Source organism: Massilia glaciei (genome assembly GCF_003011895.2).
GTDB classification, from domain to species: domain Bacteria; phylum Pseudomonadota; class Gammaproteobacteria; order Burkholderiales; family Burkholderiaceae_D; genus Telluria_A; species Telluria_A glaciei.
This window is the reverse complement of the sequence record NZ_PXWF02000076.1, coordinates 1-11865: the sequence shown is the minus strand read 5'-3', so window position 1 is coordinate 11865 and position 11865 is coordinate 1. Positions and strand designations below refer to the sequence as shown.

The following is an 11865-nucleotide window of genomic DNA, read 5'->3' as shown; positions in this document are numbered from 1 at the left end:
GCCGACCTGGCGGGCCTGACCGTGCTCGCGGTCGACGACGAGCCCGACACGCTGGCGCTGCTGGTGCGCCTGCTGCACGAATGCGGCGCGCGCGTGCTCGGCGCGGCCTCGGCGGCGGAGGCGCTGGCGCTGCTGGCGCGCGGGCGGCCCGACCTGTTGATCAGCGACATCGGCATGCCGAAGGTCGACGGCTATGAGCTGATCCGCTGCGTGCGCGCGCTCGGCGCCGGCGGGGGCGGCGCGCTGCCTGCCATCGCGCTGACCGCGTTCGCGCGCGCCGAGGACCGGCGCAGGGCGCTTGGCGCCGGCTACCAGGCGTTCCTGACCAAGCCGGTCGAGCAGGGCGAACTGGTCGCGCTGGTGGCGCGGCTGGCCCGGCCCGGAGGCGGCGCGCCCGCCTGAGAGGCTGAGAGTCTTTCGACCATGCCCTTTCATCCCGCCGGAAAGCGCCCGCTCGTCGTTGCAAATGCTCGCCATAGCCCGGGCTATGGCTGTGCTTTGCGCCTCGATCGGCCACCTTCTGGCGCGCTGCTCGGGCACGTCCGAAAAACTCTCAGCCTCTGAGCACAAAGCCGCCCCGGCGGCGGCCCGGGCGCGCGCGCGGACGCGGTAAAATGGCGCTTTACACATTATGCGGCCACCCCGCAGCCATGCCATGACCGTCGTCCGCACCCGTTTTGCCCCCAGCCCGACCGGCTACCTCCATCTAGGCGGCGCCCGCACGGCGCTCTATTCGTGGGCGTTCGCCCGCCACTTCGGCGGCACCTTCATCCTGCGCATCGAAGACACCGACCTCGAGCGCTCCACGCCCGAGGCGGTGCAGGCGATCATCGAGGGCATGGAGTGGCTCGGCCTCGGGCACGACGAGGGCCCGTTCTACCAGATGCGGCGCATGGAACGCTACCGCGAGGTGGTGGCCCAGATGCTCGAGGCGGGCACGGCCTACCTGTGCTACTCCTCGCCCGACGAGGTGCAGACGATGCGCGAGCGTGCCACCGAACTTGGCGAAAAGCCGCGCTACGACGGCACCTGGCGCCCCGACACCGGTAAGGCGCTGCCGCCGGTCCCGGCCGGGCGCAAGCCGGTGGTGCGCTTCAAGAACCCGCAAGACGGCGACGTCAGCTGGGACGACGTGGTCAAGGGCACCATCACGATCTCGAACCGCGAGCTCGACGACCTCGTCATCGCGCGCCCCGACGGCACCCCGACCTACAACTTCTGCGTCGCCGTCGACGACTGGGACATGGCGATCACGCACGTGCTGCGCGGCGACGACCACGTCAACAACACGCCGCGCCAGATCAACATCCTGCGTGCGATCGGGGCGCCGCTGCCGCTGTACGGCCACCTGCCGATGATCCTCAACGACAAGGGCGAGAAACTGTCGAAGCGGCGCGACGCGGTCAGCGTGATGGACTACCCGGCCAAGGGCTACCTGCCCGAGGCGCTGCTCAACTACCTGGCGCGCCTGGGCTGGAGCCACGGCAACGACGAAGTGTTTTCGATGGAGCAGTTCTGCGCGTGGTTCAACCTCGAGCACCTGACGGCGTCGGCGGCGCAATTCAACCACGAGAAGCTCAACTGGCTCAACAACCACTACATCAAGCTGGCCGACAACGCGCGCCTGGCCGCGCTGGCGCGCCCGTTCATGGAGGACAAGGGCGCCGCCTTCGACGGCGCGCCCGATCTGGCCGGCGTGCTGGCGCTGCTCAAGGAGCGCGCCAACACGGTCGTCGAGCTGGCCGAGGCCGCGATGTTGTTCTACCGCACGCCCGAGCCGGACCCGGCCCTGATGGCGCAGCACCTGACCGAGGCGGTCAAGCCGGCGCTGGCGCAGTTCCACGAACGTTGCCGCACGCTCGAGTGGAGCAAGGAGGCGATCGCCGCGATGCTCAAGGAGGTGCTTGCCGCCAACGCGCTCAAGATGCCGCAAATGGCGATGCCGCTGCGCCTGATCCTGACGGGCCAGTTGCAGACCCCGGCCATCGACGCGGTGATCCAATTGCTGGGCCGCGAGACTGTTTTGGCGCGGCTTGAAAAATCTCAGTAATTTAGGGGATTCGCTATTTGCATAATGCAAGTGCGTAGGCTATAATTCTGCTTCTTCGCCGGACGGGGGTATAGCTCAGCTGGGAGAGCGCTTGCATGGCATGCAAGAGGTCAGCGGTTCGATCCCGCTTACCTCCACCAAATCGAAGAAAAACGAAAAAGCGGCAGCCCCTCGCCAGGGTGTGGTAAAAAAAGTAGTAAGCAAAAGTGGTAAAAAAAGCAGTAAAAAAAGCAGTTCAAGGTCCCCATCGTCTAGAGGCCTAGGACATCACCCTTTCACGGTGAGTACAGGGGTTCGAATCCCCTTGGGGACGCCAGGATTCGCGTGGTACGCCGGAACGGTCGCAGCAAGCCGGGCGCACGACGCAAAACGCGCAGTTTGGTGCCGCTGAACGCCCTGATTCGTCAGGGTTTTTTGTTGGTACTGTTGCTCTTCGCCGACGGGGGTATAGCTCAGCTGGGAGAGCGCTTGCATGGCATGCAAGAGGTCAGCGGTTCGATCCCGCTTACCTCCACCAATCGAAGATGCAGTAGGTTTCACAGCAATTTTAGCCTTACAATTTAGCCGACAAGCAGGCAGCAGTTCAAGGTCCCCATCGTCTAGAGGCCTAGGACATCACCCTTTCACGGTGAGTACAGGGGTTCGAATCCCCTTGGGGACGCCAGGATTCGCGTGGTACGCCGGAACGGTCGCAGCAAGCCGGGCGCACGACGCAAAACGCGCAGTTTGGTGCCGCTGAACGCCCTGATTCGTCAGGGTTTTTTGTTGGTACTGTTGCTCTTCGCCGACGGGGGTATAGCTCAGCTGGGAGAGCGCTTGCATGGCATGCAAGAGGTCAGCGGTTCGATCCCGCTTACCTCCACCAATCGAAGATGCAGTAGGTTTCACAGCAATTTTAGCCTTACAATTTAGCCGACAAGCAGGCAGCAGTTCAAGGTCCCCATCGTCTAGAGGCCTAGGACATCACCCTTTCACGGTGAGTACAGGGGTTCGAATCCCCTTGGGGACGCCAGGATTCGTAGTGCGCAACGTGCAAACGTTGCTTGGGCCGCGGTGATGCAGTCGCCGCAGGACAGTTTTCTGTCCCCATCGTCTAGAGGCCTAGGACATCACCCTTTCACGGTGAGTACAGGGGTTCGAATCCCCTTGGGGACGCCAGTTGAAGAACCGGAGCAGACCAACGCGCATGCGCGTATAGGTGCTCCGGTTTTTTTTCGGCCATTTTTTGGCTCTTTTCGGTTTTTTTTCGCCTTTTTACTGCCAGCCACCCGGTCCGAAGCCGCGCGGCGGCATTCCGAACGGCACTCCCGGCATCTGGCCCATTTGCTGTGGATACAGCACCGGCGCCACGAATGCCGCGTAGGCAGCCCAGTTCGGATCGACGTCCGCCATCCCCATGCCGCCGAACGCGAGCGGCGCCATCGCGCGGCCGCCGGTTTGTCCGAACTGTTGCCCGAACGCTTGTCCAAACCCTTGCCCGAGCGCTTGTCCAAACCCTTGCCCGAACGGTTGCCCGAGCGCTTGCCCAAACCCTTGTCCGAGGCCGGCGCCGCCGAACGCGCCGCCGATCGCTGCGCCGGGCATGGCCGCCCGCTGTTGCGCCTGCTGTTGCGCCAGCGCTTGCGGCGGCGCCTGCAGGCCGACCGCAACGAGCACATCGGGCAGGCCGAGGCCGAGGCCGGTGCGCGTCGCCCCGCCGAGGCCGACAACGCGCGCGCTCATTTTGATGATCTGGAACAGGCGTTCGACCCGCTCGGGCCCGCGCGCCCGGTAGGCCGACTGGAAGTCGGGATGGTGGGCCAGCACCAGCGCGGCCAGTCCCGTGATGTGGGGCGCGGCCATCGAGGTGCCGTCCCAGGCGGCGAAATTATCGGGCGGCACGCTCGAGGGGATCGCCACGCCGGGGTCGCACACGGCGATCTGCGGCCCGAAGCAACTGAAGCTGGCCGGGAAGAAGCCGTTGGCGTCGACGCTCTGGGTCAGCGTCTGCGCGTGGTAGCTGTCGGGCGGGAATTCGTCGAGCTTGCCGATCGCGCCGACCGCGAGCACATTGGGCGACGATGCCGGGTACTGCACCGGCCCGCCGGAATTTCCGGCGGCGACGATGCAGGCGATGCCGGCGCGCTTGGCGCGCACGATCTGCTGCTCGAGCGCCTCGGACGGCTCGGCCCCGCCCAGGCTCAGGTTGACCACGTCGATCTGTTGTTCGATGCAGTATTCGAGCGCCTCGATGAGCTGGCTGATCTGGCCGCCGGGGAACAGCTTGCAGGCGTGGATCTCGCAGTCGGGCGCGAAGCCGCGCAGGCCCGAATCGATGTCGGCGCCGGCGATCACGCCCGTGCAATGCGAGCCGTGGCCGAGCGAATCCTGGTTCCAGCCGTCGGGCTTGCTCGACTTGTGGATGATGTCGAAGCCGGCGCGCACCTGTTGCAGGTTCTGGTGCGTGGTGGCCGCGCCCGAATCGATCACGGCGACCTTGATGCCCTAGCCGCGGTGGCTGGCCAGCAGCTGGTCGAGCCGCATCGCCTTCTGGCCCCAGCCGTAGCCCGGTTTTTGGGGGAAGCCGGGCAACGGCGGCCATTCGGACAATGCGCGCAGGCCCACCACGTTTGGCTCGTCGGCGCGCAGGTCGGGGTCGCGCTGGTAAAAGCTCCAGTGGTCGGACTTGGGCTTGACGTACAGGCCGCGCACGGCGTCGCCGGTCTCGCCGAACAACCGCACCTGCGCCTGGCCGTTGTCGTCGGTGACGGCGGTCGCCGGCAGCAGGTTGCCGAACAAGGTGACCTCGGCCCCGGCCAGCGGCGCGCCGTCCCTGCCCAGCACGGTGATGACGGTGGTGCTGGCCTCGCCGGTCGGCGCAAGCATTCCGGTGACCATGCCAGGCGCCGCGAGGAAGGGCTCGTGCAGGACCAGGTGCTGGTCGCGCTCGACCAGCAATTGGCCTTGTCCCTGCTGATGCAACTGGCGCGCCTTGTTGTCGGTCATGCGCGCCACGAGCACTGCGCGTTCACCGCCCATGCCGTCGGAAAACGCGCCGATGGTGTTCTTGGCGACCAGTTTGTCGACCACCTCGATGTCGGGACTGTTGCGCAAAGCCTGCTCGACGGCGCCGAACTGCAAGGGCGCGACGCCCAGCATGTGCATGCCATCGGCCATTTGCCGAGGCGCCACGAGGAAACGCTTTTTACGCTCGCCGACGTGCCGGCCCTGGTCCTGGGACTGGGCTGCAGGCGCTGGCGCGGGCGCGGCGGCGTCGGGGCCGGCCGACGCGGGCGTGTTCGCGCCGCCCGCGTTGCGCTGCGCGCCCCCGCCGCGCGGTGCGGTGCGGCGCTCGGGGTTGTCTTGCTGTGGTGCTTCGTCGAACTGTGATGGGAATTCTGACGAACCGGCTGGTCCGCCATCGGGTGACTTGGCCATATGACTTCCTTTGCGACGGGTCGGGCCTGCGGCGCCTAGTCGAACAGCGACAGCGGGCGGTCCGGCTCGATCATGAGTTGATGGGATTTGCTGAAGCCTTCTTCGAGTGCGCGCGCTTTGGCGGAGCTCATCTCGAGCACCACCGTGTGCGGCGCGTGCTTGGGGCCGATCTCGCTGACGATGTCGACCTCCGGGTCGACGCGGACAATGTTGAGGAACTCGGCGAGCGAGACGGCGTCGCCGACGGCGCGGACGAGGTAACGGGCCTTGTCGGCTCCTGTGTGCAACGGGGGCATGTCGCTCTCCTTGGGGGGGGCGCAAACCCATCCGGGGCCGGACGGGTCTGCGCCGATGCGCCTGCGGCGGGTATCAGTGCAGGGTTTGCTGGCCCTGGTAGCCGGTGTTGTAGTTGCCCGCCTGCTGACCGAACTGCGGAGGCTGGCCGAATTGGGCTTGTTGGGCCTGCTGGGCTTGTTGCGCGTAGGCGGCGGCGAGCGGATCGCTGCCGAACGGAAGCATGCGGCCGAGCTGGCCGGCGGCGCCGCCAATGGTGCTGCCCAGGCCCGAGTTGCCGAGCATGCCGCCGAGCGCGCCGCCGAGCGGCTGGCCGACCTGGCCGAGCAGATTGCCGAACCAGCCTTGCGGGCTGATCTGCCCCTGCTGCCCCTGTTGCCCCTGCTGCCCCAGCGCCTGCGCCAGTTGCGCGAACTGGATTTGCTGTTGCTGCAGTTGCTGCTGGATCTGCTGGATTTGCTGCTGCAGTTGCTGCTGGGGTGCTTGCGCCCCCGCTTGTGCCCCCATGGCGCCGGCGTCGGCGCCGAACGGCAGCAGGCGGCCGAGCTGGCCGGGGGCGGCGCCGATCGTGCCGCCCAGGCTGCCCTGTCCGAAGGCGCCGCCGATGGCGCTGCCGAGCGGCTGGCCGACCTGGCCGATCAGGTTGCCGAACCAGCCCTGGGGATTGAGTTGCTGTTGCTGCGCGAGTTGCGCCTGCTGCGCCTGCTGTGCGTAGGCGGCGGCGAGCGGATCGGCCGAAAAGGGCAGCATACGGCCCAACTGGCCCGCGGCGCCGCCGATGGCGCTGCCGACCCCCTGCTGCCCGAACAGGCCGCCGATCGCGCCGCCCAGCGGCTGGCCCACCTGCCCGATGCGGTTGCCGAACCAGCCCTGCGGCGACATCTGCTGGCCCTGCTGCCCTTGTTGCGCTTGCTGCATCTGCTGCTGTTGCTGGAGCTGTTGCTGGAGCTGCTGCTGGAGTTGCTGTTGCTGCAGCTGCTGCAGTTGTTGCTGCAGTTGTTGCTGCTGTGCCTGCTGCGCGTACGCCGCCGCAACGGGGTCCGCGCCGAACGGCAGGATCGCGCCGCCGATGCCTCCGGCCATCTGCTCGATCTGCTGCCCCAGGTTGGAGCCGCCGAACAGGCCCCCGATGCCCTTGCCGATCATGCCGCCGAGTGGCGCGCCGATCATGCCGCCAAAAAATCCCTGTGGTGCGAGTTGCTGGCCATATCCATATTGCTGAAACTCATTCATGACTTTCTCCATATGTTAGTTGACGGCGACTGCCTTCCCTTGTGCCTAAGGCGTCCGGCACGCAACGCGGTGCCGGACGAAAATCCCATTCGGTTCCCGCGTGCATGGTGCCGGTTCCTGAACGCCATGCGCGCTCCCGTTGGGAGAATTTTGGACACGCGCGCGGGCTTGAAGTTTTGCTCATCTTGCTATCCATCGCACGCCGAGCAGAAGTGGCGCAGCCGCCCGGCAACCCGGCCGCCGAAAAGGAAATACGTCAGGAAGTACGTTAAAATGGCGGCCCGAAACTGCCCCGGCGCCGACCTCGCGCCCGATTGCCCCCGAGTGCCCATGTCCGACAAAACCAACAAAACACAAGCACGCACGCTGGCGCTGTTCTGCAGGGTCGTCGACAACTACGGCGACATCGGCATTTGCTGGCGCCTCGCGCGCCAGTTGCAGCACGAGCACGGGGTGGCCGTGACCCTGTGGGTCGACGACCTTGCCAGCTTCAAGCGGATCTGCCCCGCGCTGGCGCAAGGCGCTGCGGCGCAGATGCTCGAAGGGGTCGCGGTGCGGCACTGGCGCGACCAGCACGGCGTGTTCGCGCCGCACGAGGTGGCCGGCATCGTCATCGAATTCTTCGCCTGCGACATTCCTCCCGGCTATATCGCGGCCATGGCGCAATGCACGCCGCGGCCGGTCTGGCTCAACCTCGAAGGCTTGAGCGCCGAGGAGTGGGTCGAGGGCTGCCACACGCTGCCGTCGCCCCATCCGCGCCTGCCGCTGACCAAGCACTTCTTTTTTCCGGGCTTCACGGGCAAGACCGGGGGGCTGCTGCGCGAAGCCGGGCTCGACGCGCGGCGCGAACGGTTCCAGTCCGAGCCGGCGGGCGTGGCGGCGTTCCTCGCGGGGCTTGGCTTGGACGCGGCCGAGCGGGCCGCGACCAAGGTCTCGTTGTTCTGCTATCCGGACGCGCCGGTGGCGGCGCTGTTTGGCGCCTGGCGCGACGGCGCGCGCGCGCTCACCTGCCTGGTCCCGGAAGGGGTGGCGCCGGCCGCGCTGCACGATTTTTTTGAAGGCGGGGCGGGGGCCGGCGCTGCCCGCACGCGCGGGGCGCTGACGGTGCGCGTGATCCCGTTCGTCTCCCAGCCGGACTACGACAAGCTGTTGTGGGCGTGCGACCTCAATTTCGTGCGCGGCGAGGATTCATTCGTGCGCGCGCAATGGGCGGGCAGGCCGTTCATCTGGCATATTTATCCGCAGGACGAAAACCTGCACCATAAAAAACTGCGCGCCTTTTTGGGCCGCTATGCCGGCGCCACGCCGGCCGTTTTATCCCCGGGCCTGGCCGCGCTCTCCGATTTTTCTTTGTGCTGGAACGGGGCGCCGCCCGCGCGCCCCGACGCGCCGGCCGCTTGGCCGCTGCTGTGGAAACGATTCGACGCCGAAATGGCCGAACTGGCGCCGCACGCCCGGGCGTGGCGGCGGCAAATGCGCGAAAACGGCGATCTGGCCGGCAATTTGCTCGCGTTTGCCGCCGCGCCTGGTTCGTGATGGCGCAAATATAGGGTAAAATGCTCGGTTAATTTCTACCGTATTTTTACTCGAATCAAACGTGAGCTGCTGGCGCTTCCCGCCAGCGGGCGACAGATGATTTTCATGCAACCCACTTTTTACGTACACTCTTTATGAAACCTGCAAAAGAAATTCGCGTTGGCAATATCATCATGGTCGACAGCAAGCCAATGATCGTGTTGCGCTCCGACGTCAACGGTTCGAGCCGCACGGGCTTCACCTACAAATGGAAGATGAAAAACCTCCTGACGGACAGCCCCGCCGAAAACGTGTTCCGCGGCGACGACAAATTCGACGTCATCGTCCTCGATAAAAAGCCGGTGACCTATTCGTATTTCGCCGATCCGCTGTTCGTGTTCATGGACGCCGATTACAACCAGTTTGAAATCGAAGAAGAAAACCTCGGCGAAGCGCTGCACTACCTCAAAGACGGCATGGAATGCGAAGCCGTTTTCTACAACGACAAGGCCATTTCGGTCGAATTGCCGACCACCATCGCGCGCAAGGTCGCCTACTCCGAGCCTGCCGTCAAGGGCAACACTTCGGGCAACGTCCTCAAGGAAGCCAAGATCGAGAACGCGATCGAAGCGCATTGCCACACCGTGCAAGTGCCGCTGTTCGTGAGCACCGACGACGTCATCGAAATCGACACCCGCACCAATGAATACAAGCGCGTGGTCCGCAACTAAAAGCGCCCGTGATAAAAAAACGCTGCCATCTGATGGCAGCGTTTTTTTTTGCCCGGACGGGTTGGCGCGGCGCGCCGCGCCGGCACTTCAACGCAGGGTTTTCAACTGCTCGACCATCATGCTGCCGACGCTGCCAAGGCCGCCCCCGAGCACGGCGCGGTAGCGCGCCGGGTCGGCGACGGCCTCCTTTTCCACCACGCTCGATGAGCCCCCTTTGCCGATCGCGAACGACAACACCGCCAGGCCGACGTTGCCCGCCACCGAACTGGTGTCCTTGAGTTCGGGGATCGCGCCGCCGTCGAGCAGCAGCGCGCGCTGCAGGCTGAAGCGCTCACCGCCGGCGCCGCTTTGCAAATTGAGGTTGGTGTCGCCCGCCGCGATGGCCGGGTTGACCTGGGCGCTGACCTTGGCCTCGCCCGAGATGCGGTTCAGGAAGCCCGAGCTGCTTTTGTTGAGGTCGACGAAACGCACCACCATGCGCACCTGCGCCAGCGTGGCGTCTAGCTCCTTTTGCAACTCGACGCCGCTGAAGACGCCGCCGGCGACCGCCCCGAAGTTGGCCAGCGCGGCCAGGCCGCCGCCCTTGACGGCCAGGCTCAGCCCCATGATCGGGCGGCCTTCGGGCGCGACCACGGTGGCCGGCTCGGTGCCGCCCTTCCTGTGGGGCGAGGATTTGCCGCCGGCGGCCATTTTGCGGTAGGCGGCCGAGGCCATGATGGTCTCGGTCGGCACCAGCTCGATGCCGGCCGCCTTCACCTCGCGCACGAAGTCGGCATACAACTGGGCCACGATCGCCTGGAAATCGGGGTCGTCGACGCCCTTGAGCGTGACCGTCATCGAGACATTCGCGGTGCCGCTCCTGCCGATCGCCGTGGCGCTGGCCGCGGCCGAGCCCTTGGTGACGAATTCGACGTCGAAGGCGGTGATCGCGAGCCGCTTGATGCCCCTGACGGTGGCGGCGTTGTTGTCCGGGCGCATGAGCGTGGCCGCCATCTCGGCCGGCTTGAAGCCGGCGTCGGCGCGCAGCGGCTCGTCGGCGGCGTGGGCGTGGAAGGTGGCGGCGATGAGCAGGGCGCCGGCGGCGGCGCGTAGTTTGTTGCAGACCATGGTGTGACTCCTAGGAGGCTGTCGGACTTAGGATCGTCGGCTGCAAAAAGTGTCGGGCGGTCCATATTTCGCCGCTTTCTCGGCCAATAGCTCGCTATTGGCACTGCGAAATCGTCAAAATCTGTCCTCACCCGGCACTTTTTTCGCTTCGACTCCCTAAGTCCGACAGCCTCCTAGGGGGAAGTGAAAAACTGCAGGCGAAAAAAAACGGCGACCGCGCATGGCGCCGGTCCCCGTCTTGTCGGGCCAGTGCGCCGTGCCATCACCATGTAATGCGTGAAAGGCGGGCGATTTGGCTCATGCCTGCGGTTAAAAATTCATTTTCCCTTTTTGGTCTTCAGGAACACCGGGGTCCACAGCGGGTGGCCGATCTCGCCCGGCGCCAAATTGAATGCCGGATCGAGCTTGAGCGCTTTTTCGAACTGCAGTTTGCACAGCGCTTGGCGCTGGGTGACGCAGTAGCTGAAGGCGATGTGCTTGATGGCGTCGAGCTGGAGTTCCTTGGCGCTGGCGCCGTTGATCTCGTTGCCGCTCAGGCGCTTGATGGCCTCGTTGTACTTGCCATCGTTGTAGAGCTCGATGCCCTGGCGCAGCGCGAGCTGGTCGGCCGCAACGGCGCCCGGCCGCACGGGCTTGCCCGCTTCCGCCTTGAGGCCGGCGAGCGGGTTGGCGCAACCGGCGAACAGGGCTGCGCTGGCGAGGAGGGGAAGGGCGGCGAGGTGTCGGTATATTTTCATACCGCAATTTTAATGGGTTTATTTGCGCGCCGCCGAAAAATCGTGCGCTACCGTGCCGCCTTTCTTGGAGGTAATATTCACGTTCATCGTGAACGTGGGGAAGTTCGGGTTCACCACGCGAATCTGATGCTTTCCCGCACTCAGGGCAAGGCGCTTGAGCGGCGGGGTCACGCCGCGCTCCTTGCCGTCGACGTAGACGGTGCCCCACGGTTTGATCGCCAGCGTGTAGTTGGCCGAGAGCTCGGCGGCCGGCGCGGCCGGCGCCGCGTCCGGCACGGCCGCGGACGCGGCGGGGGCGGGGACCGCCGGCGCCGGCGCCGGCGTTGCCACCGGCGGCTGCAGCTCGGCCAGGCGCGCGCGCGCGGCGGGCGCGTGGGTGCCGGCCGGGTACTGCTCGAGGAATGCGCCCAGCCGGGCGGCGTTTGCGTCGGGCGTGGCGTCGGGCGTGGCCGAGAGCGTGGCCTCTAGCTTGTTCCATGCCAGCTCCTCGGCGTCGAGCGCCGGTTCGGGCGGCGCCACCTCGGGTTCGTCGTAGGCGGGCGGGGGGGCCGCCTGCTGCTGGGCCATATTGACCGGATTGGGGCCGCTGCCCATCACAAAAAAGAGGCCGGCGCCGACGCCGGCCAGCGCCACCAGCGCCACGGCCATGCGCGTCGGCGTGAACGGCGAGGCCCGTTTCGCGGGGGTGTTCCGGGACGGCGGCGGGGCCGCCTTTTTGGGCCCGGGGGGCGGCGGGGCGCCCGCCGCGGCGGCCGGCGCAGGCCGCGCCGGCGCGGCCTGC

11 protein-coding genes and 7 tRNA genes are annotated in these 11865 nt (G+C 66.3%); 11 read left to right on the top strand and 7 right to left on the bottom strand.

What is annotated here, in order from left to right; all coding sequences use genetic code 11:
* The 9 genes from C7C56_RS05950 to C7C56_RS05910 form a co-directional block, all read left to right on the top strand.
* Positions 1-402 (top strand): response regulator (locus C7C56_RS05950; RefSeq protein WP_146204301.1); only part of this gene is annotated, 402 nt, incomplete at its 5' end.
* A 253-nt stretch (positions 403-655) separates the two neighbouring features.
* Positions 656-2050 carry a glutamate--tRNA ligase gene (gltX, locus tag C7C56_RS05945; RefSeq protein WP_106756549.1) on the top strand — a complete coding sequence of 465 codons (1395 nt, stop codon included), beginning with the start codon at positions 656-658 and terminating at the stop codon, positions 2048-2050.
* 64 nt (positions 2051-2114) lie between these two features.
* Positions 2115-2190 (top strand) — tRNA-Ala (locus C7C56_RS05940).
* A gap of 100 nt (positions 2191-2290) precedes the next feature.
* A tRNA-Glu gene (locus C7C56_RS05935) sits at positions 2291-2366 on the top strand.
* A gap of 125 nt (positions 2367-2491) precedes the next feature.
* A tRNA-Ala gene (locus C7C56_RS05930) sits at positions 2492-2567 on the top strand.
* 71 nt (positions 2568-2638) lie between these two features.
* Positions 2639-2714 (top strand) — tRNA-Glu (locus C7C56_RS05925).
* Positions 2715-2839: 125 nt separating this feature from the next.
* Positions 2840-2915, top strand: a tRNA-Ala gene (locus tag C7C56_RS05920).
* Positions 2916-2986: 71 nt separating this feature from the next.
* Positions 2987-3062 (top strand) — tRNA-Glu (locus C7C56_RS05915).
* 70 nt (positions 3063-3132) lie between these two features.
* Positions 3133-3208 (top strand) — tRNA-Glu (locus tag C7C56_RS05910).
* A 96-nt stretch (positions 3209-3304) separates the two neighbouring features.
* Here C7C56_RS05910 and C7C56_RS29635 read toward each other — a convergent pair.
* The 4 genes from C7C56_RS29635 to C7C56_RS05895 all read right to left on the bottom strand — a co-directional run bounded on the left by C7C56_RS29635 (position 3305) and on the right by C7C56_RS05895 (position 6994).
* Positions 3305-4531, bottom strand: coding sequence for a S8 family serine peptidase (locus tag C7C56_RS29635; protein WP_307719027.1), 1227 nt, complete (start codon positions 4529-4531; stop codon positions 3305-3307).
* Positions 4532-4534: 3 nt separating this feature from the next.
* Positions 4535-5467 (bottom strand): Ig-like domain-containing protein, encoded by a 933-nt coding sequence (locus tag C7C56_RS29630; protein WP_229458187.1) that lies wholly within the window; start codon positions 5465-5467, stop codon positions 4535-4537.
* Between the two features lie 35 nt (positions 5468-5502).
* Positions 5503-5763 (bottom strand): hypothetical protein, encoded by a 261-nt coding sequence (locus C7C56_RS05900; RefSeq protein ID WP_106756548.1) that lies wholly within the window; start codon positions 5761-5763, stop codon positions 5503-5505.
* 73 nt (positions 5764-5836) lie between these two features.
* Positions 5837-6994: a hypothetical protein gene (locus tag C7C56_RS05895; RefSeq protein WP_229458185.1), complete on the bottom strand. Its 1158-nt coding sequence runs from the start codon at positions 6992-6994 to the stop codon at positions 5837-5839.
* Between the two features lie 330 nt (positions 6995-7324).
* Between C7C56_RS05895 and earP the strand changes: the two genes are divergently transcribed.
* Together earP and C7C56_RS05885 are read left to right on the top strand one after the other, a co-directional pair.
* Complete coding sequence (earP, locus tag C7C56_RS05890; RefSeq protein ID WP_106756547.1) at positions 7325-8530, top strand: elongation factor P maturation arginine rhamnosyltransferase EarP; 1206 nt, start codon at positions 7325-7327, stop codon at positions 8528-8530.
* Between the two features lie 134 nt (positions 8531-8664).
* On the top strand, positions 8665-9240 hold the full coding sequence (locus tag C7C56_RS05885) for an elongation factor P (protein WP_106756546.1): 576 nt from the start codon (positions 8665-8667) through the stop codon (positions 9238-9240).
* An 87-nt stretch (positions 9241-9327) separates the two neighbouring features.
* Here the strand turns inward: C7C56_RS05885 and C7C56_RS05880 are convergent, their stop codons facing one another.
* The 3 genes from C7C56_RS05880 to C7C56_RS05870 form a co-directional block, all read right to left on the bottom strand.
* Positions 9328-10347 carry a hypothetical protein gene (locus C7C56_RS05880; RefSeq protein ID WP_106756545.1) on the bottom strand — a complete coding sequence of 340 codons (1020 nt, stop codon included), beginning with the start codon at positions 10345-10347 and terminating at the stop codon, positions 9328-9330.
* 317 nt (positions 10348-10664) lie between these two features.
* On the bottom strand, positions 10665-11084 hold the full coding sequence (locus tag C7C56_RS05875; RefSeq protein ID WP_106756544.1) for a TssQ family T6SS-associated lipoprotein: 420 nt from the start codon (positions 11082-11084) through the stop codon (positions 10665-10667).
* A gap of 18 nt (positions 11085-11102) precedes the next feature.
* Positions 11103-11865 (bottom strand): PEGA domain-containing protein (locus C7C56_RS05870; protein ID WP_146204300.1); only part of this gene is annotated, 763 nt, incomplete at its 5' end.

Excerpts from the sequence above, each read along its gene's own strand:
- gltX (WP_106756549.1), top strand. The coding sequence starts at position 656 with ATGACCGTCGTCCGCACCCGTTTTGCCCCCAGCCCGACCGGCTACCTC.
- C7C56_RS29630 (WP_229458187.1), bottom strand. The coding sequence starts at position 5,467 with ATGGCCAAGTCACCCGATGGCGGACCAGCCGGTTCGTCAGAATTCCCA.
- C7C56_RS05900 (WP_106756548.1), bottom strand. The coding sequence starts at position 5,763 with ATGCCCCCGTTGCACACAGGAGCCGACAAGGCCCGTTACCTCGTCCGC.
- C7C56_RS05895 (WP_229458185.1), bottom strand. The coding sequence starts at position 6,994 with ATGAATGAGTTTCAGCAATATGGATATGGCCAGCAACTCGCACCACAG.
- earP (WP_106756547.1), top strand. The coding sequence starts at position 7,325 with ATGTCCGACAAAACCAACAAAACACAAGCACGCACGCTGGCGCTGTTC.
- C7C56_RS05885 (WP_106756546.1), top strand. The coding sequence starts at position 8,665 with ATGAAACCTGCAAAAGAAATTCGCGTTGGCAATATCATCATGGTCGAC.
- C7C56_RS05880 (WP_106756545.1), bottom strand. The coding sequence starts at position 10,347 with ATGGTCTGCAACAAACTACGCGCCGCCGCCGGCGCCCTGCTCATCGCC.
- C7C56_RS05875 (WP_106756544.1), bottom strand. The coding sequence starts at position 11,084 with ATGAAAATATACCGACACCTCGCCGCCCTTCCCCTCCTCGCCAGCGCA.